Origin of the sequence: Enterococcus sp. DIV0755f, from assembly GCF_051713725.1 — a bacterium.
GTDB lineage: Bacteria > Bacillota > Bacilli > Lactobacillales > Enterococcaceae > Enterococcus_D > Enterococcus_D casseliflavus.
The window spans coordinates 1671254-1692712 of sequence record NZ_JBIOQL010000001.1 but is presented as its reverse complement, the minus strand read 5'-3'; the positions used below and the strand labels follow the sequence as shown (position 1 = coordinate 1692712).

General features: G+C 41.0%; 26 protein-coding genes. 18 read left to right on the top strand and 8 right to left on the bottom strand.

The features are described from left to right. Positions 1 to 126: 126 nt before the first annotated feature. From IGI73_RS07660 to IGI73_RS07645, 4 genes are all read left to right on the top strand, one after another. Positions 127 to 765: a hypothetical protein gene (locus IGI73_RS07660; RefSeq protein WP_428206229.1), complete on the top strand. Its 639-nt coding sequence runs from the start codon at positions 127 to 129 to the stop codon at positions 763 to 765. A gap of 87 nt (positions 766 to 852) precedes the next feature. Beyond that, a complete protein-coding gene (locus tag IGI73_RS07655) occupies positions 853 to 1521 on the top strand; it encodes a hypothetical protein (protein ID WP_438759173.1) in 669 nt (222 codons plus the stop codon). A 15-nt stretch (positions 1522 to 1536) separates the two neighbouring features. After that, positions 1537 to 2385, top strand: a complete 849-nt coding sequence (locus tag IGI73_RS07650; protein ID WP_428206230.1) for a sce7725 family protein — start codon at positions 1537 to 1539, stop codon at positions 2383 to 2385. A gap of 1729 nt (positions 2386 to 4114) precedes the next feature. Further along, positions 4115 to 4525 (top strand): hypothetical protein, encoded by a 411-nt coding sequence (locus IGI73_RS07645; RefSeq protein ID WP_015509699.1) that lies wholly within the window; start codon positions 4115 to 4117, stop codon positions 4523 to 4525. A gap of 157 nt (positions 4526 to 4682) precedes the next feature. On the opposite strand, the gene IGI73_RS07640 is transcribed toward IGI73_RS07645, so the two are convergent. Next, a complete protein-coding gene (locus IGI73_RS07640; protein WP_195960693.1) occupies positions 4683 to 5069 on the bottom strand; it encodes a hypothetical protein in 387 nt (128 codons plus the stop codon). Positions 5070 to 5282: 213 nt separating this feature from the next. Between IGI73_RS07640 and IGI73_RS07635 the strand changes: the two genes are divergently transcribed. The 4 genes from IGI73_RS07635 to IGI73_RS07620 all read left to right on the top strand — a co-directional run bounded on the left by IGI73_RS07635 (position 5283) and on the right by IGI73_RS07620 (position 6699). Next, positions 5283 to 5651 carry a hypothetical protein gene (locus IGI73_RS07635; protein WP_015509697.1) on the top strand — a complete coding sequence of 123 codons (369 nt, stop codon included), beginning with the start codon at positions 5283 to 5285 and terminating at the stop codon, positions 5649 to 5651. A 36-nt stretch (positions 5652 to 5687) separates the two neighbouring features. Then, positions 5688 to 5966, top strand: coding sequence for a hypothetical protein (locus tag IGI73_RS07630; protein ID WP_015509696.1), 279 nt, complete (start codon positions 5688 to 5690; stop codon positions 5964 to 5966). Next, positions 5963 to 6250 carry a hypothetical protein gene (locus tag IGI73_RS07625; protein ID WP_438759172.1) on the top strand — a complete coding sequence of 96 codons (288 nt, stop codon included), beginning with the start codon at positions 5963 to 5965 and terminating at the stop codon, positions 6248 to 6250. Before IGI73_RS07630 ends, IGI73_RS07625 begins: the two co-directional genes overlap by 4 nt. A 95-nt stretch (positions 6251 to 6345) precedes the next feature. Continuing rightward, a complete protein-coding gene (locus tag IGI73_RS07620) occupies positions 6346 to 6699 on the top strand; it encodes a DUF2200 domain-containing protein (protein WP_015509694.1) in 354 nt (117 codons plus the stop codon). Between the two features lie 315 nt (positions 6700 to 7014). Here the strand turns inward: IGI73_RS07620 and rsgA are convergent, their stop codons facing one another. After that, complete coding sequence (gene rsgA / locus IGI73_RS07615) at positions 7015 to 7956, bottom strand: ribosome small subunit-dependent GTPase A (protein ID WP_421758569.1); 942 nt, start codon at positions 7954 to 7956, stop codon at positions 7015 to 7017. Positions 7957 to 8108: 152 nt separating this feature from the next. After that, positions 8109 to 9473 carry a magnesium transporter gene (gene mgtE / locus IGI73_RS07610; protein ID WP_428206232.1) on the bottom strand — a complete coding sequence of 455 codons (1365 nt, stop codon included), beginning with the start codon at positions 9471 to 9473 and terminating at the stop codon, positions 8109 to 8111. Positions 9474 to 9881: 408 nt separating this feature from the next. Here mgtE and IGI73_RS07605 point away from each other — a divergent pair, with 408 nt between their 5' ends. Next, positions 9882 to 10868 (top strand): DNA/RNA non-specific endonuclease, encoded by a 987-nt coding sequence (locus tag IGI73_RS07605; protein WP_086338215.1) that lies wholly within the window; start codon positions 9882 to 9884, stop codon positions 10866 to 10868. 34 nt (positions 10869 to 10902) lie between these two features. Here the strand turns inward: IGI73_RS07605 and IGI73_RS07600 are convergent, their stop codons facing one another. After that, positions 10903 to 11181, bottom strand: coding sequence for a LexA family protein (locus IGI73_RS07600; protein ID WP_074535845.1), 279 nt, complete (start codon positions 11179 to 11181; stop codon positions 10903 to 10905). Between the two features lie 340 nt (positions 11182 to 11521). Between IGI73_RS07600 and IGI73_RS07595 the strand changes: the two genes are divergently transcribed. The 5 genes from IGI73_RS07595 to IGI73_RS07575 all read left to right on the top strand — a co-directional run bounded on the left by IGI73_RS07595 (position 11522) and on the right by IGI73_RS07575 (position 14455). Then, positions 11522 to 12007, top strand: a complete 486-nt coding sequence (locus IGI73_RS07595) for an AmiS/UreI family transporter (RefSeq protein ID WP_428206233.1) — start codon at positions 11522 to 11524, stop codon at positions 12005 to 12007. Between the two features lie 291 nt (positions 12008 to 12298). Next, complete coding sequence (locus IGI73_RS07590) at positions 12299 to 12691, top strand: hypothetical protein (RefSeq protein WP_010748336.1); 393 nt, start codon at positions 12299 to 12301, stop codon at positions 12689 to 12691. A gap of 61 nt (positions 12692 to 12752) precedes the next feature. Beyond that, positions 12753 to 13292, top strand: a complete 540-nt coding sequence (locus tag IGI73_RS07585; RefSeq protein ID WP_208773224.1) for a sigma-70 family RNA polymerase sigma factor — start codon at positions 12753 to 12755, stop codon at positions 13290 to 13292. Next, entirely contained in the window at positions 13282 to 14076 is a 795-nt protein-coding gene (locus tag IGI73_RS07580; RefSeq protein ID WP_159161335.1) for a hypothetical protein, read from the top strand. The genes IGI73_RS07585 and IGI73_RS07580 overlap by 11 nt, the downstream gene beginning before the upstream one ends. A 211-nt stretch (positions 14077 to 14287) precedes the next feature. Continuing rightward, positions 14288 to 14455, top strand: coding sequence for a hypothetical protein (locus IGI73_RS07575; protein ID WP_005235914.1), 168 nt, complete (start codon positions 14288 to 14290; stop codon positions 14453 to 14455). Positions 14456 to 14697: 242 nt separating this feature from the next. Here IGI73_RS07575 and IGI73_RS07570 read toward each other — a convergent pair whose 3' ends face one another. Continuing rightward, positions 14698 to 16023: a dihydrolipoyl dehydrogenase family protein gene (locus tag IGI73_RS07570; protein WP_428206234.1), complete on the bottom strand. Its 1326-nt coding sequence runs from the start codon at positions 16021 to 16023 to the stop codon at positions 14698 to 14700. 183 nt (positions 16024 to 16206) lie between these two features. Here IGI73_RS07570 and IGI73_RS07565 point away from each other — a divergent pair, with 183 nt between their 5' ends. Next, positions 16207 to 16395 carry a hypothetical protein gene (locus IGI73_RS07565; protein WP_005226063.1) on the top strand — a complete coding sequence of 63 codons (189 nt, stop codon included), beginning with the start codon at positions 16207 to 16209 and terminating at the stop codon, positions 16393 to 16395. Positions 16396 to 16457: 62 nt separating this feature from the next. Here the strand turns inward: IGI73_RS07565 and IGI73_RS07560 are convergent, their stop codons facing one another. The 3 genes from IGI73_RS07560 to IGI73_RS07550 form a co-directional block, all read right to left on the bottom strand. After that, the gene (locus tag IGI73_RS07560; RefSeq protein ID WP_428206235.1) at positions 16458 to 17435 is read right to left on the bottom strand and encodes a Gfo/Idh/MocA family protein; all 978 of its coding nucleotides are present in this window, start codon (positions 17433 to 17435) and stop codon (positions 16458 to 16460) included. Positions 17436 to 17458: 23 nt separating this feature from the next. Beyond that, on the bottom strand, positions 17459 to 17857 hold the full coding sequence (locus IGI73_RS07555; RefSeq protein ID WP_080542651.1) for a heme-binding protein: 399 nt from the start codon (positions 17855 to 17857) through the stop codon (positions 17459 to 17461). Positions 17858 to 17971: 114 nt separating this feature from the next. Continuing rightward, positions 17972 to 18997, bottom strand: a complete 1026-nt coding sequence (locus IGI73_RS07550; protein ID WP_428206236.1) for a Gfo/Idh/MocA family oxidoreductase — start codon at positions 18995 to 18997, stop codon at positions 17972 to 17974. A gap of 204 nt (positions 18998 to 19201) precedes the next feature. Here IGI73_RS07550 and IGI73_RS07545 point away from each other — a divergent pair, with 204 nt between their 5' ends. From IGI73_RS07545 to IGI73_RS07535, 3 genes are all read left to right on the top strand, one after another. Continuing rightward, positions 19202 to 20095 (top strand): MurR/RpiR family transcriptional regulator, encoded by an 894-nt coding sequence (locus tag IGI73_RS07545; RefSeq protein WP_421758561.1) that lies wholly within the window; start codon positions 19202 to 19204, stop codon positions 20093 to 20095. Beyond that, a complete protein-coding gene (locus tag IGI73_RS07540; protein WP_428206237.1) occupies positions 20092 to 21057 on the top strand; it encodes a Gfo/Idh/MocA family protein in 966 nt (321 codons plus the stop codon). Before IGI73_RS07545 ends, IGI73_RS07540 begins: the two co-directional genes overlap by 4 nt. A gap of 158 nt (positions 21058 to 21215) precedes the next feature. Then, a complete protein-coding gene (locus IGI73_RS07535; protein ID WP_005226057.1) occupies positions 21216 to 21440 on the top strand; it encodes a hypothetical protein in 225 nt (74 codons plus the stop codon). Positions 21441 to 21459 lie beyond the last annotated feature (19 nt).

The following is a 21459-nucleotide window of genomic DNA, read 5'->3' as shown; positions in this document are numbered from 1 at the left end:
AAAAGGAAAAGAGTGTGGACTTCGTGCCGCACTCTTTTTTTTGATCATAATTATATTATGTAAACAAGATGATATTTGTCTAAATTTGGAAAGTTCTGTAAAATAGACGCCAAAAGGAGGGTTATCATGAACAAATGGCGGTACTTCTACTATCCTTGCCAATTCGGCTGGCACGCAGCACTTCGTAGGCGCAGTTTGCTGATGAGTGGTGTATTGGCGATTCTTCTACTGATCATCGCCATCTTTGCAGAGCATTGGCTAGTGCTTTTTCATCAATGGCTACAATATGAAACAAATAGCAGTGAGAATCAGATGGATCTCACGTATGCCAGTTGGCTTTTCTTTTTGCAGTTGCTACGCTTCGTACTAGGCGTTCTAACTGTAGGCTTGATCGCCGCCTTTTTATGGCACTGCAATCACATGTATCGTTTTCATTTGATGGGGGAGGAGCAGCAATCTCTGAGTATTCGGTTGTTGTTAGGACAGTCTCCGTTGTTGGTCACCTTTGAAGAGCTTTTCTTTGTAGATATTCAAAGCATTGTTATTAGTTTGGTAGGGCTTGTCAGCGGTCTGTGGCTTAGTCAAAAATCACTGCAGGATTTTTTCCATTTCTTTCATCTTCCCGCAGGCTTTACTTTTGAATTTCCCTTTAAAGGTCTATTAATCGCTCAACTTGGTGTGCTCTTGTTGCTTTTTTTGTTACGATTCCGCGGTACAAAGAGGACGGTTGAAGAGATTCTCGTTAACGGATGCCCGAATGGGTGAGGGGATGATAGGCTGCTTTTATTTCCCTCTTCCAAAATGCGAACATATGTTTTATAATAGGTGAAACAAGACAAAGGTCGTGAATTTGTGAAGACATCCTTAACTTTAGAAATGGAAGAGGCACTTTATTATTATTGTCGTGAAAACAGTGATATTGTGGTAGAAGAGGTAGTCATGCCAGATGATCACGGCATCGTGGATACTTTGAGTTGTCGCTTGACGGCTGAAACTACCTTTGAATGGCGTTGCTACGAACTCAAAGTTAGTTTGGCAGATTTTCGCTCAAAAGCAAAACTATCCTTTATTGGGAATTATAATTATTTTGTCTTACCCAAGGCATTGTATGAGAAAGTCAAAGATCAGATTGGACCTACGATTGGTGTTCTGGTCTATCATGCATTTCTTGAAAAAGAAACGGGCAGCAAAGGGTATTTCAGTGTCGAAAAGAAGCCCCAACGGCAAGAGCTGCAGGTTCCAGAAAATGCCTTATTGTTTCGGTTGATTTCGGCACAAGCGCGAGAAGTCGGCAAAGCAAAACAGACTGCTCGAGGATTGCGGGTATTTTCAACAGAACGTTTGTACCAAGAACTGAAGAAACGTCAGCCTGAGTATGACTTGTTCGGTGGTGGAGTCAATTACTATGATCGATTTATTGAAGATACTCAGCTGCAAGCGATCGAAGCCTTGAAAGAAGAATTGGCCGCTACGAGAGCAGCCTATGAAGCGCTGGAAAAACGTTTTTTATCAGGCGAGTAAGAAGGAGAGAAGAAGATGTACTTCCCGTATATTCGTGGAAAACAATTTGATTTATTGGCGTTGAAAGCACTGTTGGAACAAGATTGTTTGTCAGACGCGATCCAGCCGATCATTGAACCAGTCAAGCAATCAAAAACGTTTTGGACGACCATTGACCTGTTTCAAAGGAAGCAGCATCCTTTTTATCTGGTTCGCAATCCACAGGCGGGGGCTTTCCTGACGGCAGAGGGGTTAGCAGAGTTGCAAAATGTTACTGCCCCTAAAGCAATGATCGTAGATCGTCCCATTGAAACAGTGGAAGAAAAGCCTGATCTTTGGATCATCCATCAAGCGGACCAAGCACTCGCTAGTGATTGGCGGGAAAATACACTGCCGGTGCTGGTAAGCAAAGAGTTTCGTTTGTTAAATAAAATCAACGGCCCGAAACTACTGATGGAAGATCCGTTTACCCGTTTACCTAAAAATAGTTTTTATACAGAATGTCCGGAGGAAGGATTTTCAAAAACCCATCATCTTTATCATAAATTGGGCTATGCGGGATTTAGTGATTTTTCTGTCGATAGCAAAATTTATTATGAGCACAGTTATCCCTCAAAACGGTTGGTTTTGCATTGGATCTATCCGACAGCAGAGCAAGACTTGCGAATCGTTCACTTATTTTCTGAGGAAGAATTACCAAGTCAGAAAGAAAAGTTTTTCGAAGTCATGGGAGCTTTGTTACAGCATGAGGAAGAGTATCCTACACAAACAGCTGGGCTGCAGCTATTAGTTGCTGCTTATCAGCAAAGGTCGTTTCCTGGTATGGGCGTTATTCGGAAAGCTGCCGTTATGAATCACTTGGAACTCGTCAGTCGTCTTATTTAGTCGCTATACGCATACGATTGTAGGCTCTAACAAAATACTGCCATTTATTGTACAAAACACCTTGATTGCACCCATTGTTTTCAGGATAGTGATAAAATCAGGGAAAAGGAGTTGGCGCTCGTGGGAACAAAAGATAGAGAATATTATCGAAATGAAGGAAAAGAATTTGAAAAAAATAAGAAAAACCTGCTTATTCGACGTTTAAATCAACTAATCGTTGTCTTGGTCATTTTGATCATTGTCTTTTCGGCGATCCTGTATTACATAGTTTGAAACTTTTGTTGCTGTCATTGCTTTATTGGCAGCAACAAAACGCAAATTGTACTTAGATGACTGTGAACCCTTGATTAGGACTCGCTATGGGAATCTGATCCGTTTAGGTGAAAACTGAACGCCACGAAACGTTTCTTGTTTATCGCTGCTGGTTTGCCTGTGATCAAGATTCCCATTAGGCTATTAGTTAGCACAAATTTGCTGGGTTAAGTACGAATCATTACTGATAAGATCGTGAACGACGATTACTTGACTGATTCATTGAGTTTGGCCAGCAGCTGCAAACCAAAGCTTGAATTTAAAGAATCAAGGATCAACAAAATCAAATACAGATAAAGGTACAGATATAATTTGCCAGTTGATTTTCTTATCAGTTGTAGAACAAACAAAATCTAAAACTATCGCTCAAATGACCATTTTTTTGGATTATGCTGCCAATTAGGTGAATTTGAAGGAAATAATCCTAAATAAGAGGGAGGAGAGCCGTAAAATTACCAGCCAAATACGGTGTTCGAAAAATTTTATATTTTAGTTTACATAATATATATTATACAAAGTTGTATTCGAAAAAGAGTTCGTGATATTTTAGACAGTTCAAGTCAATTTTGCAGCATTTTACCTCCCTCCGAATGACTTTTATCAGGAAATTGTCACTAATTCATCTAAAATTCAACTAAAGCTAAGAATTTCTTATTTTACAAGTTTCTTCAGATTCTTTTTTATGATTTACTGATCAACAGATTGTTAACGGTCTTGTAGCAAGTTACATAAGGATTCGTCTTTTTTATCTCAGCAAATACAGATTTAAGCTATCAGCCTTGATTCACGAACCAATCGGTTTGATTGTATGCTATAATCATTTTGAAAATCTTTGAGCTTTTACCTAGAACTTTATTCATATAGCCAATCCGTTTCAAAATTCTGACACAAGTAGTTAGACGTTGCAAATGCCAACAAATATCTACTACATGATTCGATAAAAAAGAACCCTAAAATCATGTAGATAACTTAGGGTATTTCGTTATTTAATATAATTGTAATGTTCATAGGTCGCCATAAACGTCCATATTTTGCTAAAAAAGTCTGAATAAAGCGCCGTTGATCATTCCTTGGAATACTAGAACCATGGCAAGTAAAATCAAACCAGCAGCTATCCACAAGCTTATTTTTCCTTTTCGTCGACTGCTGAACGGGTTTTGCTTCAAATTGCCACTCGTCAGGATGAAATACATAATCATGCTGAATGATATGAGCAAAATAATTTCTATCCCTATACCTAACCATAATCGCTGATTGTTTATTATTGTCATTTTATCACCTCAACTCATTTTACCATTAATGAGGTGCAGACTACTGATTTGCCTGGTTTGCAGCTTGTTTTTTCCATTTGTGTAATTAACACCCGATAAAAGCAATTCCATCCGTATAAGCTGACAATTCAAAAAGGAGAATAAAAATGAAAAAGAAGAAGCAATTAAAGCTAGTCTTTTTACCAAAAATCTGGGCGTCACTCCTCTACTTGCTTTTCGTGTTCACAGCCCTCTTCCTCTACTTATCAAAGTACTTGGACATTTCTTTCTTTACTTCGATGTATCCTGACTTTTATCTTCATATCTCCAATTTTTCGATTAGTTTGATTATTGGCTTACTGGGGTACTTTTGGCTTCTCGTAGGTGCGCCATTTAAAGCCGTCACGCTATTGACCCTGCTCTTACTCATTGCCAATCTATTGAGCGAGACTGTCTTGGGCTTTATGAACACCCCCGATCGAATCGATTTACTTTTTGGGATTGCAGGAACGCTCGTCGCATATTTTACTTTGGCAATGATCAAAAGACACGGTTTAGTCAAGAATCAATCGGTTTGATTTCAACAGTCGTAGCTTCTCCTTATATGATCCCTTTGCTACTTAGGTCCAACCGATTTTTTTGAAAAGAAACATCTTGCTGCAGTGATTTAGCCGAAAAAAGCACTCAATAAAGGGAGTGCTTTTTTTCGTTTCCATTGGCGATACTTTCGTATGGCTAGTCACTTGGTAGCCAATACAATGGACTTAGCTGTAGATTTTCCCAATACGGGTTGTGAAACCCTATCAAATAGTGCATAGCTAAATACCCGAAAATCATAAAGCCAAATGACAAAGTCACGATCCGTCCCCACCGTGGTATTTCTTTGATAAATAGACCTAGCATACATATCAATAAGGGGAACGAATAATTAAACAGTAAATCACTTCTAATATTTTGGTTCCGAGGATCCTTCATTATTTTGTCATTTAAGCCCCAACTTATGCCGACGATCACAAACATAAGCGCCAGAATAGTCAATCGTTTGCGATCAAAAAGCCACTGTTCTTTATCTTTCCTACTTGCAAAGTAGATCGTAAGCAGGACCACGATTAATCCAGACATACTATTCTCCTTTTTCGCCAGCTATTTTCTAAAACGTTCATGATTCCTTCAGGATAAATTATAACATATATAGTATAAAAAAACGATACCCGCTACTATCCCCTTGTTTGATGCACTTTTTAGATGTTTCATAGAAGAATCAGAAATTTAAAAATCTGTTCGCTTTACAAAAGAGAACGTACGTTTGTATTATATAGATAAGAGGTGATTGCTATGGGTATGCTACAACCATATGAAGATCGGAAAAAGCTAAAGTGGCAAGGATTCTTTTTATCTGAGCATACAACTGAAATTGAAGAAGAGCCGACACGCACGTTTGATTGTCCGCCTAAGCCGTCACTCACAACGGAAGAAATCAATCAATGTTTATTCGAAGCAATGAAAAAGAACGTAACTGTGGCGATCCAACGAGAAGAAGTCAATGAAGAAGGCGGCTATCCCCCAGATATTGTCGGAAAAATCAGCGGATACGACACATTGGGCATTTATTTGACGGGAGAAACCACAGAAAAAATCCATTATGATGAGATTCGTCATGTTGCTTTTTATGAAGAGAAAAAATGGTTTGATCTCAACGAATGATCCGCTTTTTACTACTTACTAAAGGAGGAATACCTGATGCAAACACAAAAAGGCGCTGTCTCAAAACTAAGGATCGTCTCCTTTGCCCCCTCCCCTTTGGTCCGCTTTACACTAGGCACCACCAACTGTTTGATTGCGAAGCACAGTTTGAATTTTTTAGGGGATGTTGATGAGGGCATGTTTCTAACTGTGGGTGGCTATTGGAATAAGCGCCACCAATTCGTGGTGCAAAAGTATACGGTGTACGGCAAAACAAAAATCATGTTGGATATCGATGCCTATCGACAAAAAACAGTAAAGGCGGGTTCACTATGAGAGCAAGAGACCTCTTGACAGCACTGACAACGTCGTCGAGTGCTGCAGATTACCAAGGAATGTATTTAACTTACAAAGAAAACCTGATTCCTTTTACGACGATCGCACAAGATAGTCATAACCAATTGATTTTATTTTTCGAACCCAAAAAGCCTGCTCTGACTCTGAAAGAATTATATACACAGCTAATGCTGCATAAGAATTTGGACTTGCTCTATTGGGATGGCGAGTCACGACAAAAGGTATTGGGGTTTCGTGAACAAGAAGAAAAAATCATCCTTTAGTCCCCTCGCCTATTTTGGCACACAACAAACGTTGAAAATCTCGGCAAAAAGAAAAAAATGAAGTATACTTTGTGTAAAGACTAAAGGAGTTTATCATGAAAAATCAAAAGATTACCCAAATGAGTTTTGCGAAAGTCTATCCTCTGTATATTGCCAAAGCAGAACGGAAAAATCGGACAAAAGAAGAAGTAGATCAGATTATTACCTGGCTGACTGGGTATGACCAAGAAACACTCCAACAGATGGCTGATGATGTTTCTTTTGAACGTTTTTTTAAGCAAGCCCCTCAGCTCAATCCTGCACGAAAACAGATTACTGGTGTGATTTGCGGGATTCGGGTAGAAGAGATCGAAGAGCCAATAGTTCAAGAAATTCGTTACCTAGATAAACTGATCGATGAATTGGCGAAAGGAAAAGCCATGACGAAAATTCTGCGCTCTGCTGAATGAGGCGTTTTTTTCGAGTTGCTATTTAAGAATCAACGCTTTATACTAGAAATACCTTGGCAGGGGCAAATCATTGCTCAAAACACAGTGGGACAACACCCCACTGTGTTTTTTTATCCTGCTTTTCTTGACGACAGCTTGTAACCAGGCAGGCGATCTTAGTTTAGTTCAACCACTTAGCATGTAGTGCCCTTTGAAATTGGCCGCCTTTTCATGAAAACACAAGAACATTGGCTGCGGCTCTCCTCTTCTTTACTCAACAAGGCGCTCTTGACACGTACAAAAAAGCACTCCTCTTATAGAAAGGAGTGCTAACTATTACTTTTTCATTTCTTTGATCTGTTCTTTTCGTTTCAAATACGCCAGCTCTTTTTCCATTTTGCGATAGCGAGCGAAGGCTGCTTCTGAAAGCTCACCGGCAGCAATAGCTGCTTTTACCGCACATTTCGGTTCTGTTTCATGCTGACAGTCTCTGAAGAAACAACCTTCAGCATATTGACTGATCGCTTCAAAGGATTGCTCGATCGAAGCTGACCGAACGGTACTGATGCCAACTTCCCGCATGCCAGGAGTATCGATGATCATTGCGCCAGAGGGCAGTGTGAACAACTGGCGACTCGTCGTCGTGTGTCGTCCTCGACTATCCTCTCGTATGTCATTGGTTTTTTGAACGGCTTGTTCCATGAGCTGATTTAATAAGCTGGACTTCCCGACGCCTGACGAACCGATAAATGCACTGATTTTTCCGTCTGAAAAGTAGGCTTCTGTCAGCAATTCGTTCGGTTCATAAATAGAAGTAGCGAATGCTTTCACACCAAAAGCATCGTTTAATGCTTGCAGCAGCTCTGCTTTTTCATCAGCTGTGACTTGATCGGCTTTGGTCAAGAGAATCACTGGGTTAGCGCCACTGTCCCAAGCGATCGTGACAAAGCGCTCTAACCGAGCGAAATTAAATTCTTCATTGGCACTAGTAGCAATAAAAACCGTGTCGATGTTCGCAGCGATCCCTTGTTCATCCGTCCGATTTCCGGCTACTTTTCGTTGTAAAAAACTCTTTCGTGGGAGCAAAGCATCAATCAAGAAATGATCTTGATCATACACCTGCCCTTGGACAAAATCGCCAACAATAGGATAATCCTTTGGCGCTCGTACCTGTTGACGAAATTTTCCTGAAACGGTTGCTAAACATTCTTCTCCTGTAGTCAGGCGGACTTTTGCGATATCCTTAGCCTGAAAGACCACGATTCCTTGTTTTTCCATGATTTCCCTCCAGTTAATTAGGAGGCCGCACTTAAAAAGAGAAACCTCCGAGTTGATGTTGCTTCATTTGATTTGTCATAGGACATTTCCCCTTTCTATGTTGTGCTCATCATGTGATGTCGCTTTATTATACCACTGGAACGGACAGTATGCTAAAGCAAATGACCCAAAAGAACATTTACTGAAACGAAGTAGATAAACAAGCCAGCAATATCTTTGATCGAGGTGATGATCGGTGCCGAACCGGCTGCTTGGTCGATGTTTAGTTTAATAAGTACAAACGGGACTAAAAAGCCAAGTGCTGCCGCTAAGGTCATAGCAAAAACTAATGAAATCCCAACAGCGACCCCTAACATCGGGATCCCTTGCCAAAGTGAAGCAGCGGTTCCAGAGATGATCCCGACGATCAAGCCTAGACTCAAACCGATCCAAACTTCTTTAAAGAAATGTCTGGTGAAGGTTGAAAGATCAATATGCCCTAACGACATCCCCCGAACAAATACAGTAGAGGATTGTGTACCAACGTTTCCACCCATATCCATGATCAAAGGAATAAAAATCGCAACGGCTGCCACCGACTCTAACGTTTGTTCAAATTCATCAATGACGACCCCAGCTAAAAGTCCAGCCACTAAAGTGATCACTAAGAATGGCAAGCGGACTTTCCAGATTTGCCACAGGCTGCCATTGATCAAAACATTACTACGGTCTGCTTCGTTGGAGGCGACATCGACCAAACCAGCGGCATTAAACATGTCTTCCGTTGTTTCCAACTCGATGACATCGATCGCGTCATCGACGGTAATGATCCCAACGATTCTTGATTCCTTGTCTACGACTGGCAGCGCAATGATATCTAGTTCATTTAGCAAACGGGCTGCTTCTTCTTGGTCGGTGTCAGTGGTCACATAAATAACTTTTTGGGACATGATCTCACTGATGCGTTGATTCCCTTGTGCTATTAAGAGATCTTTCAGCGACAAAACACCTTCTAACGTTTTCGTTTGATCAGTAACATAAAGCGTATAGATCGTTTCTTTTTCTTTGGCTTGCATTCGCACTTTTTCCAATGCTTGATTGACTGTCATATCTTTTTTCAATGTAATGAATTCCGGTGTCATCAAGCGACCCGCAGTTTCGGCTTCATACCCTAGTAAGAGGTTTGTTGCAGCTCGTTCATCAGGCGCCAATGATTGTAAAAGTTTTTGTGTTACGGTCGCTGGCAACTCATCTAAAAGCCGTACACGAACATCTGGCGCCATCTCATTCACAAATTCGGTTGCTCGTTCATCGGTGAAAGAGCGTAATAAGTGTTGTTGGGTAGCTGGTGTCAAATCTTCAAACAGGATAAGGGCTTTGTCTTTCGGTAACAGTCGGAAAACGATCACTTTTTCATCCGCGGATAAGTTGCTGAATAATTGTAATAGCGGCAGCTCTTCCATTCCTGATACGAGTTCTTTTAACTTTTCAGAGTCTTTCTTATTTAAATAATGTAAGATGGTTTCTTGCTGGTTCATGGGATACACTCCTTCTCCTATAATTTTGGTCAAAGAAAGAAAGGCAATCGTTCAGAAAATTGTCCAGTTTTCTTTCGTTTGAACGTTGTCTGCTAGACAGCTGAAAGTTTGTTCCGCAGCTGGAGATGACTGTTATGAAAACAAGCATCAAAGGGATAGAGCAGCAACTTTATTCATTATATCACATAGTTTTTTTAAAATATGAAAAATATCACTCGCAGACGAAAAATTCTTTTAAAGGACGTCGCTTGTAAAGAAAATTGACTGAAGTTTGTCAAGAACAAAAGGCAAAAGAAGCTAGCAGACGCTGTAAAACATCCCCCGCAAATGGTATGATAAACTAGTTGTGATTTTTTTACTCACCGTTTATTCTAAACCTATATCAATGAAAAGAGAGGCAATAAAGAGATGGCAAAGAAAAAAACATTGATTGGATCGGTCACTGCGCTTCTCGCACTCGCAGCAGTTGGCTTTGGTTTCCTACAAAACAATGACCTATTTCCAAAGCAGGAAACGCAACAATCAGAGGTAAGCACCCCTTCTGCTAAAGATATTCGCGCAGACGAATTGGCACAGCTAACCTACCAAGGCACCCAAACAATTGAAGTCAATCAAAACATCCCTGAGTTTTCAGAAGACGACCTTTCACTTGAAAATGGTGCCTGGGAAGCATACGGCGACCTTGACCACCTCAATCGAGCGACTTCGGCTGAAGCAATGTTGAATCAATCCTTAATGCCTACGGAAAAACGTGGCGATATCTCCAGCGTGAAACCGACAGGCTGGCGTAATAAACAGCTCCCCAATGGGAAATATTTATATAATCGGACGCATTTGATTGGGTTTGCTTTAGCTGGCGAAAATGCAAACTGGAAGAATTTGATCACGGGAACTAGTCAATTGAACAATCCAGAGATGTTGCGCTTAGAAATGGATATCAACTACTATCTCAAGCAAGACAAAAACCATTATGTTCGATATTCTGTCACTCCAATCTATCGTGATGACGAGCTGGTTGCCCGTGGGGTACAGATGCAAGCCCAATCTATTGGCGACGATACGATCCAATTCAACTATTATATCTTCAACATCCAAGATGGTGTCACGATCAACTATGCGGATGGCAGCAGCGAGATTTCAAATGAAGATATGACGCAACAGGAGAATGCGACAAGTAGTGAGAACAACACGACAACAGCCACTTCTCAAAACAGTGAAACAGAGGAGAAACAGAAAGAATATGTCGATCAACAAGGAAATGGTTTGATCAAAGGATCAAGAAGCGGCATCTATCATTTGCCAGGATCTAAATACTATGATGATACGACGAATCCGAAAGAATGGTTCAAAACGATCGCTGAAGCGGAAGCTGCTGGCTACCGTGCACCAAAATAAAAAAGCCTCTAGGCTTTTTTATTTTGGTGTTAAGCTATTCTTCATTGTCATGCGTTTGTTTTTCGTCTGCTAAAAGTGCTTGTCGCAACGCTTTGACATAGGCCTTCCCTTCGTCTGTAAAACGAACCGAACGTGACTTAAAGCGATAAGCTCGGTAAATTAGGCCTCTTTTTTCGAGACGCAGCAAATGACGATAAACCAAAGAGGTCGTTTTTATTTCTTCATTGGCACAGATTTCTCGTATGGTAGGTGCGCAACCTTGAGCTTGCATATATTCGTCAATGAAAAGTAAGATTCGATCTTTTCTAGGCATAAGTCCTCCTTTCCGCAAAACAGTCTTCACTGCTGCAAATTCGTAAAAACCGATAAACTGCTACCTGGTCTGCTTTTTGTCCGATCAATACACTGAAAATCTATTGATCTGTCTCTTTTCCCCTTCTTCTAACGAGTAAAAGTTCTTTTTATACGCTGAAATTTTCCCCTTAACGAGAAAAGCATCGGCTAGCAGCGCTCTTTGGTATTGATTTTATCAAATTTAGCAGCAAAAAATAGCAAATTTCAAAATTATTTTCCTTTTTATTGACCTAAAAATAAATAGAGCTATTATTTTTTCTTAGAATTTGTTATTCTAAATTTAAGTAAAGGAGGATTTTATGTTAGGGATCGGTTTATTTTTTGTAGGAATTACTTTGATAATCAACGGCTGGGGCAGCTTACTTCACATTGACTACCGCTCACTTGCTTTGATCAATCTTTTTACAGGTACGTTATCTTTTATTATCAATCTAATCTATATGCTTCAAGGCGCTTATTATGAAGCAGGCACTGGCTTTCTCTTTGCCTTCACGTATTTGTTGGTAGGGATCATTTACCTTTTTGATTTAGATCTACGTATTTATGGGATTTTCGCACTATTCGTAGCCATCAATACCTTACCTTTTGCTTGGGTCTCTTGGCAATGGGAGCAAGATCCCCTCTTTGCATTGATTTGGTTAACATGGGGAGCGTTATGGTTTTGCGGCTTTTTGGATACGATCGTGAAGGTAAATTTTGGTCGTAAGATTCATTATTTTGCGATCGCTTGTGGTATCTTCACTACGTGGGTCCCAGGCTTGCTGATGCTAGTAGATATCTATTAAAAAAAGAGTGATTATCTCAATGATAATCGTTCTTTTTTAATAGGAAAATTGTTTTTTTCTAAAAAGTGTTCAATCTCCTGCATCGCTTTCTGAGGACCATTTGGCAGGCGCAAAAAGAATCGTTGGCATGAAATCCTCCTTATGTATCGAGTCCATCCACTCGTTTCTTTCAAGTATACTAAAAGTGGGCACATGTAGGAGAAGTTTTTTTGCAGATCTTCTCGTTCATCTTTTTACATTATTTAATTAAAAATTTGCTATAATAAAGAAAACCTTTCAAGGAGTAAACTAATGCGAAAAAAAATATCTTCCTTGCGGCTTAGTACATTATCAAGCGGGCTCATTCTCTTTGCTTTCTTTTTCTTGATTCAACAATTTTGGGAAATGGTTGTTTCTGACTTTGCACTTTTGCCTTCGCTGGCATTCATCCAAATTCTCTTGATGATCCTTTCAACCTTTCTCATTAGCAAGTTTGTTAAAAAACGCTCGTGGCGACAAGTGCTTTTTGGCAGCTACCTATTCATCATCGGCTCGCTATTTTCTTTCTGGCTAGCAAATAATCCATTGGAGCTGCAAGCAGTCATTCTTTATATGATAGGCGCTTTTTTTGGCGGCATTCTTTGGGAATATTTGGCCCAGCGCTTGGCAACAGATCTTCTGGCCAAAGAACATGAACCTCGTTAACAGAGGTTTTTTTCTTTTTCTGATAGAAAAGGCAAACATTCTTCGTATATAGTGTGAAGGGGTGAAAAAGGTGCAGGATGAAGAAATCATTGAACGAATCAAAAAGAAAGACTATGCCGGCTTAGAAGAACTGTTAGCTGTTTATGGTGATAGCATGCTGAGGACGATTCATAGTGTCCTCTCCCAACCGCATGAAGTGAGCGAGCGCCAAGATGTAGCGAACGAAGTTTTTTACGAGGTTTGGCAAAAGATTGCTGCGTACCAACCAGAAAGAAGCCGCTTGATTACTTGGCTGCTTTTGATCAGTCGTAGTCGTGCGATTGACCACAAGCGGAAGTTGAACAAGCGCTCACTGGAAGAAAAACCTGTTGATGAGCAGGAACTAGCTATTGAAGACTCACCTTTGACAAAGGAAACCTTTTTGGGCTTTATTGAAGACCTTGAAGCCCTCGATCAAAGGATTTTTCTGCTCTACTATTTTTACCAAGAGTCACCCGAAACCATCGCAGAGCAGACGGACTTAAATGTCTCAGCGATCTACAATCGTCTTTCCCGTGGCCGCAAACGCTTAAAAGAAAGGATGACTATCGATGGATTTTAAACAGTTAGTCTTAAATGAAAACAATTCACTGACAAAAATATCTGAACAAGAAAAAGCAGCAACCTTCGAGCTATCCAAACAATATGTTTTCTTGCAAGATCTATTAGAGGAGCTTCGGACGCTTTTAGCAAAAGACGAAACGATTCTTGGCTATCTGCCTTTGACGCCAGATGGAAACCTCGCCTTCGCCAATCAAGGGCTTGGCGCCTATGCCTATGCAACAACCGAGAAAGCAAAAGCATACCGTGACATCTTTCATGATACCCGCGGCAATCGTTTGTTAGTTTTCACAGAAACCCGCATGCTTTTTCTGGTCATCATCGACTATTTAGAAAGTAACACCTATTTCAGTTACCCCTATGAGACCATCAAGGCGTTCACGATCAAGCCAAGAAAGCTGATGAAGCACGAATCACCAGAGGATAAAGAACAATTCCATTGGGGCTATTTCGACTTTCAGGCAGGGACGCACATTTTCTCAGAAGTACTGACGAAAAAAGACTACGAATTATTTACGTCCTATCATGAATCGATCCCTGCACTCAAGAAAATTCCGATTCAAAACAAAGTTTACCGAGCAGCGAAATATCAGTATTTCCTGAGTAATTGGCATTTCAGTTTTCGCTTGATGACCGCTTTCAACCTGCTTTTCCTGCTGCTGTTTGTATTAATGATTCTCGGATTTTTCTTACACATTGGCCCACTGAAAGGATTTTATTATAAGGATCTGTTGGACATTGGTATAGTCATTTCCCTTTTTTATAGTAAGAATATCTTGCCATAAAAAAGGACTGCTGCAAGAGGTATTTTTTGTCTCGGACTATTGGGATATTCCTAACCGTTCGTTTTTTCATTTCCTTTTGAAATTCTCAGATTTCTTGTGAACTTTTCAGAAGACTCCACTCATAATTTCATACATGCCTAATGGGATTATTTTTTCCTTCACGCTTGCTTTTTAGGAAGAAACGTTATGATGATTTTACTTGCTAGGAGGTGTGAAAAATCGAACTTATCGGACATTTGGTCTTTTGGATCCCGTTTTGTCTTTTTCTAGTGATTGGATCGTTTTTCATACAATGGCGGAAACGTTTCGTTTCAACCCTTATTGCAGCGATCCCGTTTCTCTTTTTTATGGTAAAAATATTCAATTATCGGCACTATGAGCCAGATTCTGTTTTCATCATCTATTTGGTCGGACTCTTCTTGTCGGCGATCTTACTGATTGCTGCTGTCCGCCGGCTGTCAAAAAAAGCCTAAACCTAGGGTTACTAGAAAACAAAGACATTACTTAAATGAAACCCAGCCTAACTTTAAGGTTCATTTAAGGTTCACGGACTATAGTCAATACGGACATAATAATTTAGAGCCTGTGCTAGCGGAAACTAGCGCAGGCTTGTTTGATTATTTATAGAAAATAGGACAAATCGCTAGCAGGTGTTGGGTAGGCAAAAATCATTTGGGCCAGCGCTTCTTTCGATAGCTGATTCTCCAACACAAAAACGAAGTGGTTGATCAACTCATCGGCCAATGCAGAAACAATCGTGACCGCAACGATGGTATCAGATGTGTCATAAACCAATTTGATTTTTGCATCTTGATCATTGATTCGTCGATAGGTATACCAAGAAGAAAGATCCATCACCTCGCTATGATATTCTGAGGCATTATCGGCAATCTCTTGCTCACTGATCCCGACTCTTGCCAGTTTTTCCGCACCAAAAACCAGCGTAGGGATCAGCGGATAGCGGATGGGTGTTTTCTGGTCATCTATATGATCGACAAGATAGGCGGCTTCAAAGCTGGCAACAGGCGTCAGTTTGGGCTGCTTTTTCGCTAGCACATCCCCGATTGCATAGATGTGTCTTTGACTAGTCTGCAAAAATTCATTAACTACGATCCCTTGTTTTGACGTTTCTACCCCTGCCTTTTCCAATTGCAGCTGGTCGCTATTGGGTCTGCGTCCCGTGGCACCAATCACTGCTTCTACGGTGAGAGACAATGCTTGTGTCTGGATCGTATAGTGGTTTTGTTCTTTCGTGATTCGCTGCGTGTTCTGATTAAAGTGGAACGAAACGCCTTGGTCCTGCATTGAACGAACCATTTCTGCGGTCAATTCAGCATCAAATCCTTTTAGCGGCTGGTCATTATGATGGATCACATAAACTTCAGCACCTGCTGCTTGAGCGATCATTGCCAATTCGAAGGTAATATACCCAGCACCTATGAAAGCAATCGTTGCTGGCATCTTTTCAAAGGAAAGAAAATCAGTACTGCTTTGTAAATGCTCCTTGCCGACGATGGGCAGTACGGCTGGACGCTGTCCTGTCGCAATAATTATTTTTTCTGCTTGAATCTCTTCTGCGTCCACGACGACCGTATGGGCATCACGAAAAGCGGCTTGTCCGTAGTAAGTAGTGATCCCTTCTGCTAGTAACCCTTGTTTGGTTGACTCTGGCACCCGATCGGTATACGAGCGCTTAAACGACATCAGTGCCGGCCAATCAATGGCTACCTGCCCTTGAACACCATTGCCTTGCATACGTTTCGCCTCTGTTTTGACTTCTACGCCTCGCATCAGTAGTTTTTTTGGATCGCACCCGCGATTGGGGCAAGTGCCACCCCATAAATCGGCTTCAACGATCGCCACTGTCTTACCTTTGGCTTTTAACCCATAGGCAGCAGCCGTTCCAGCTGGACCCGCTCCGATAATCAGTACATCCACCTTTTTCATCTGTCTCCTCCTTCTCCTAAAAAAATATTCCTGCGCTTTCTCTTCCCTTCAAGTATAGCGAATCACGGCCAGTCGACAAAACAATTCGCCTTTAGCGGCTCCTGCGAAAGATCACATTCAGCCCTTGAAGTTGCATTTGATGTGGTATACTTTTCTTGTCAGTTTAACGACAAAGGAGAATGAATGACTGTGAGTTTTAAACGTTTTTTTCAGCTCTTTCTTTTTTATTTTCTCTCGATTCTGGTGGCATATGGCCTGATTGCATTTCTAGCAGTAGATAACTTTTGGCTGGTGGTCTGTTTGATGACGATTGTCGGCTACCTCACCTTGGGTATCCCACTAACCTTATTGAGTTTAAAGAAGAAAAAATAAGACAACAGACAAAGACACCAGCAACTTTTCTAAGAAGCTGGTGTCTTTCCTCATTGATGCGATTATCCTAATACGATCTGGGCATCTGCCAATGCTTTTTCCACGACTTCCATCACCAGCTTGCTATGGGCAAGACGTTCCTTGACAAAGGCCTGATCATTTTCGTGAATGGCTTGTGCAAAACGGACAAATTCTTCAAACATACGATGTCCGTTAACGCTGCGATCCTGATGGCTTTTTGCCCCATGGACCGGTTCAACGTCATAGCTGGCAAGCATATTCGTCGGCCCATTGACGATGATCGATCCTTTCGTCCCTTGGATCGTTGAACGAATCGTCGCTGTCGAATCTTTGGCGCCGATACAAACGACTTTTGTTTGTTCATAGTCTAAAAACAGCATGCCAGAAGTATCGATCCCCTGTTCGACATTAGCAAAATAGCGGACACTTTTTGGTTTTCCTAAAAGCCCGACGACAAAATGAATATTATAGATATTGATATCCATCAATGCCCCACCACCCATTTTCGGGTTAAATGCAGGTAAAACGGTTCCCTCTTTGAATAAATCATAACGAGAAGAATACTGCGAATAGTTGCATTCAATCACTTTCAGCTCTCCCAATGTTTCAAGCTGCGCTTTTATTCCTTGATAGTTGGCTAAGTACTGATTTGTGATGGCTTCGATCAAAAGCACCTTGTGGGCAGCAGCCAATTCTGCTAATTCTACTAATTCTCGTGTCTGCAACGTAAATGGCTTTTCACAAATGACGTGTTTGCCAGCGAGGATCGCTTCTTTGGCAAAGGAATAATGCAAATGATTGGGCAGTGCGACATACACGGTGTCAACGGATGGATCCGCCAAACATGCCCCTAACTCTGTGTAGACGGTTTGAATCTTGTATTGCTGTTTTAAGTGATTCATTTTTTCTAAATCATTTTCTGTCCCAAAAATAGCGGACAGTTCAAGTTGTGGGACATCCCCTGCCACCGTTAAAAAATCATGGACGATCATGCCTGCCCCTAAAATCGCTAAGTTCATCTTGCTTCCCCTTTTCTATCTTCTTAAATCATTTGTTTCAATACTTCGGTGATCACTTTATGATCCTCTAAATGAGCCAAACCTGACACACAGATAGCACCAGTGACTTTTCTGTCTTCGATAATTGGAAAACCACCACCACAAATTGCATAATGTTCGTCTTGTGCCCATTTAGCAAATTGTATATCTCTATCTTTTTGCGCATAGACGTATAGTGAACTATGCCCGCTTTCTAGTACCGTTCGTTCTTTTCTTTCAAGCCAAGGGCTTTCTTTTCGCCCTGCCATTAAAAATCGAATGATCGGCAAGCCCTGATGAACAACTTTGATCCCTACCGGCTTCGGGTAATTCCTTTTAACGTACTGATCGATGGCAATAACCAACCGCAATGCGAGGTCATTGTCAAAATGAGCAAACTGCAGCTGCTGTTCTTCTTGCAGGATTTCTGAAGGTTCGATTCGGATCTACTCCTTTACGTTGAGTCAGTTGATGCCTTCAGGCGCTTTGTTTGTCAAAAGCCCCATAATCACCCTGCCTTATGACTCAGTAATCACTTGATTGATGCCTGTTTCTAGCATTTCGATTTGTAAAATCGTTTCTTCGTCTTTCACGATTTTCTCTTTGCCATGGATGATCGTTTCATAGACGCCCTCATACACACGGCTATAATCACCAATTTCAGAGATGACTTTTTCTTCATGGTAGTTCCCTTTAGCATCCATATAAGTTAGTGTGCCATAGTGCTCTGGCAAATCGATCCCAAAATCGGCATGATCTGGGAGATAAAACTGTTTTAGATGCTCTTCTTGTCGATCCTTGGTTTGTTTTACAAAAACGCCGTTTTCGCCATAAACGACAAAACTAGGCCGCTCTTTTAATCGGAAGTAACTAGATTTGACTGAGACTTTCATTCGACCATAAAACAGATCCAAATCGAAGTAATCATTCATGCGATTTTTTCCAAGCAATTGCCGAACCTCATAATGGACATCGTCTGGTTGTCCAAAATAGGAGATCACTTGGTCCAGTGTATGACAAGCGTGTCCGTACAAGTAGCTAGTATTCAATGAAAATTCGGTCACTGACCGTGGAATCTCTGGACGAAAATAATCATAATGCATCTCTACTTCTAAGAGATCTCCGAGCACGCCGCTTTCGATCACTTTTTGCGTGGTCAAAAAATCGGAATCAAAGCGGCGATTTTGATAGCATTGCACAAACAAGCCTTTCTCCTGCGCCAGTGCGAACAATTCCTTTGCTTGTGCCGAAGTTTCCGTAAAAGGTTTTTCGATCAAGACATTTTTCCCATGAAGCAAGACATCCTTGCCTAATTCATAATGCAAATGACTGGGGGTCGTGACCACAACTAATTGAATTTCAGGATCACGGTAGATATCCTCTAAGTCAGAGGTGTAATGAACACCTTCTAGTGTTGGCCAGGTCAGCTTTCCGCTTGGTGAATAGATCGTCTTTACTTTGATCTTATCCTGCAGCTTGGTTGAAAAAGGCAGATGGTAGCGATTGGTGCTTTTTCCGTTTCCGAGATATGCGATAGTTAACATTATGACGCCTCCTATGAATTGATAGCTTGATTATTGCTGATATCCTTCGAAATGAGAAGTCTTTTGCCAAAAACAGGTTCTTTTGACCAGACTTTTTCGCAAACTGCTGAGTGGTTCTGAACATTTTTACCAAATTGCTAAAAAGATACAGTTTTTGCTTTTGGTTTTCTTTGTCCTAGGCTATGATTAGAAAGAGGTGGTTTGATGTTATTAGGAGATAAATTACGGCTTCAAGAAGGATTGACCAATACGGAGAAACGGATTGCCGATTATATTTTGCAAAATATCAATGATGTGCCTTCGTTGACGATTGAAGTCATCGCTAAGCATACATACACATCCCACTCTTCCGTCATTCGTCTAGCCAAAAAGATGGGGTATGAAGGATTTAAAAGTTTTCGCTTAGGTCTGGCTGAAATTGCCCATAATCAGATGTTCAACCCAACCTTTGTTGACGCGAATTTTCCCTTTTCGCCTAAGGATCAAACACCTGACATTTTGAAAAAAATGGCCGATCTAACGATCAACTCGATTCACAAAACCCACGCTCAGGTTGCCCCAGAAACGATGGAAGCAGTGGTGCAATCGTTGGAAGCTGCGCAACGGATTTTCTTATTTGCTCGCGGCGATTCTCAGATCCGGGCAAGAAGTTTTCAAAATAAGTTGGTCAAAATCAATAAGTATCTGATCCTAGCTGATGAATATGGGGATGATGCGTGGAATGCATCGAACGTCACGAAAAATGATTGTGCCGTGTTTATTACCTATCGGGGGAAAAATACGCAATACGAAAAAATCATGCAGCACTTTCGTGATGTCGGCGTACCAGTGATCGTGATTTCTGGAAACGCCCATGCGAAAATCATCCCATTAGCGACCCATGCGATCATCGCTTCTCATGATGAACGTGATTTTCTCAAAGTCGGCACCTTTTCTTCACAGGTCGCCTTTGAGTATATTTTAGATTCACTGTTTGCATTGCTGTATGCCAAAGAATACCAAAAAAATATTGTCGAGTTAAGAAAAAAACAAACTGTTTTGGAATCAGGGATTCTCTCAGAATACCCGTCAACTGAAGAAAAGAGGGAAATGAAATGATCAATTGGGGAATTATTGGTGCCGGAAATATCGCCAATCGCTTTGCTGCAAGTTTAGAAAATTTTCAAGACGCCCAGCTTTATGGGGTTGCTTGTCGTACGATGGAAAAAGCGCAAGCGTTTCAAGCAAAATTTCCGTGTGATGCCGTCTTTGATGACTACCAAAACCTATTAGATGATCCAACTATCGATGTCGTTTATATTGCTTTGCCACATTTGTATCATTATGAATGGATCATCAAAGCCTTTCAAGCGAAAAAAGCTGTTTTATGTGAAAAACCAGCAACCTTGACTGCACAAGAAATGCGCGATGTACAAAAACAAGCTCAAGCACACGAAGTCTTCTTTATGGAAGCCATGAAGCCACGCTTCACCCCAGCGTATCGCAAACTAAAAGAACTTGTGGATAGTGGTCATATCGGTGAGCTAACAAGTGTCACGACTACTTTTCGCCGCCATTTACCAGTCGAAGGCAGTTCTTACCATTATCTGCCAAAACAAGGGGGTGCTTTATTGGATATGGGGATCTATAACTTAGCCTTTATCCAAGATTTTTCACCAGAAAATTTAACTGCCGAATTGATCGATTACAGCCTGTATGAAACTGGGGTTGATACCTATGTTGAAGCACGCTTTGTCAGTGAAGACTTTGTTGCAGTGATTGAGACTGGATTTGACCAAACAAAAGAGACGGTGGCGGAGTTACAAGGAACAAAAGGGAAAATCACGATCCCCAACTTCCATCGCCCCGCTTCTTTTACCGTGACGATTGACCAAGAAGACACGGTCTATGATATTGGGTACGAGATCGATGATTTCCATTCGGAGATTCAAGCAGTTCATACCGCTCTTGCACAAGGACAACTCGAAAATCCCCTGATGTCCTTAACAGATAGTATTGCCTGTATCGCTTTAGCTGATGAACTAAGAAGCTTACTAGATGCGGAAAAAAAAGACAATTAAGATCATGCCCCATCGTTTTTGAATAGAACTGACCAGTGGTTGCCACTCGGTCAGTTTTTTTGTCAAAAATTGAGCGCTTTCTTTGACGCTATTGAAATGGTTATATTATATTTATTGAGTATGTTTTTATACAAATAAAAAAAGAAAGGAAAACGCTTATGACTCCAGAAATTATAACGTATCTTATTTGTTTATTGACCTTCGCTTATCTAGCTGTGACGGTTTTTACTTTTGTAAAAAATCGTCGGACAGGTGACGGCTATCGCCTCCGTATTTTTTACGTGTTGGCAGCAGCACTCGTCTTTTTGCTTTCCGTTTATGCAATCGCTACCGGTCAAACCTATGACGACTTAGTGACATCGATAAATGATCTTTTTCAATAAAACAACGACGGCACGAACC

What these genes read in the sequence shown, in the direction of transcription:
- IGI73_RS07660 (WP_428206229.1), top strand. Translation starts at nt 127, where the DNA reads ATGAACAAATGGCGGTACTTCTACTATCCTTGCCAATTCGGCTGGCAC.
- IGI73_RS07650 (WP_428206230.1), top strand. Translation starts at nt 1,537, where the DNA reads ATGTACTTCCCGTATATTCGTGGAAAACAATTTGATTTATTGGCGTTG.
- IGI73_RS07645 (WP_015509699.1), top strand. Translation starts at nt 4,115, where the DNA reads ATGAAAAAGAAGAAGCAATTAAAGCTAGTCTTTTTACCAAAAATCTGG.
- IGI73_RS07640 (WP_195960693.1), bottom strand. Translation starts at nt 5,069, where the DNA reads ATGTCTGGATTAATCGTGGTCCTGCTTACGATCTACTTTGCAAGTAGG.
- IGI73_RS07635 (WP_015509697.1), top strand. Translation starts at nt 5,283, where the DNA reads ATGGGTATGCTACAACCATATGAAGATCGGAAAAAGCTAAAGTGGCAA.
- IGI73_RS07630 (WP_015509696.1), top strand. Translation starts at nt 5,688, where the DNA reads ATGCAAACACAAAAAGGCGCTGTCTCAAAACTAAGGATCGTCTCCTTT.
- IGI73_RS07625 (WP_438759172.1), top strand. Translation starts at nt 5,963, where the DNA reads ATGAGAGCAAGAGACCTCTTGACAGCACTGACAACGTCGTCGAGTGCT.
- IGI73_RS07620 (WP_015509694.1), top strand. Translation starts at nt 6,346, where the DNA reads ATGAAAAATCAAAAGATTACCCAAATGAGTTTTGCGAAAGTCTATCCT.
- rsgA (WP_421758569.1), bottom strand. Translation starts at nt 7,956, where the DNA reads ATGGAAAAACAAGGAATCGTGGTCTTTCAGGCTAAGGATATCGCAAAA.
- mgtE (WP_428206232.1), bottom strand. Translation starts at nt 9,473, where the DNA reads ATGAACCAGCAAGAAACCATCTTACATTATTTAAATAAGAAAGACTCT.
- IGI73_RS07605 (WP_086338215.1), top strand. Translation starts at nt 9,882, where the DNA reads ATGGCAAAGAAAAAAACATTGATTGGATCGGTCACTGCGCTTCTCGCA.
- IGI73_RS07600 (WP_074535845.1), bottom strand. Translation starts at nt 11,181, where the DNA reads ATGCCTAGAAAAGATCGAATCTTACTTTTCATTGACGAATATATGCAA.
- IGI73_RS07595 (WP_428206233.1), top strand. Translation starts at nt 11,522, where the DNA reads ATGTTAGGGATCGGTTTATTTTTTGTAGGAATTACTTTGATAATCAAC.
- IGI73_RS07590 (WP_010748336.1), top strand. Translation starts at nt 12,299, where the DNA reads ATGCGAAAAAAAATATCTTCCTTGCGGCTTAGTACATTATCAAGCGGG.
- IGI73_RS07580 (WP_159161335.1), top strand. Translation starts at nt 13,282, where the DNA reads ATGGATTTTAAACAGTTAGTCTTAAATGAAAACAATTCACTGACAAAA.
- IGI73_RS07570 (WP_428206234.1), bottom strand. Translation starts at nt 16,023, where the DNA reads ATGAAAAAGGTGGATGTACTGATTATCGGAGCGGGTCCAGCTGGAACG.
- IGI73_RS07565 (WP_005226063.1), top strand. Translation starts at nt 16,207, where the DNA reads ATGACTGTGAGTTTTAAACGTTTTTTTCAGCTCTTTCTTTTTTATTTT.
- IGI73_RS07560 (WP_428206235.1), bottom strand. Translation starts at nt 17,435, where the DNA reads ATGAACTTAGCGATTTTAGGGGCAGGCATGATCGTCCATGATTTTTTA.
- IGI73_RS07550 (WP_428206236.1), bottom strand. Translation starts at nt 18,997, where the DNA reads ATGTTAACTATCGCATATCTCGGAAACGGAAAAAGCACCAATCGCTAC.
- IGI73_RS07545 (WP_421758561.1), top strand. Translation starts at nt 19,202, where the DNA reads ATGTTATTAGGAGATAAATTACGGCTTCAAGAAGGATTGACCAATACG.
- IGI73_RS07540 (WP_428206237.1), top strand. Translation starts at nt 20,092, where the DNA reads ATGATCAATTGGGGAATTATTGGTGCCGGAAATATCGCCAATCGCTTT.
- IGI73_RS07535 (WP_005226057.1), top strand. Translation starts at nt 21,216, where the DNA reads ATGACTCCAGAAATTATAACGTATCTTATTTGTTTATTGACCTTCGCT.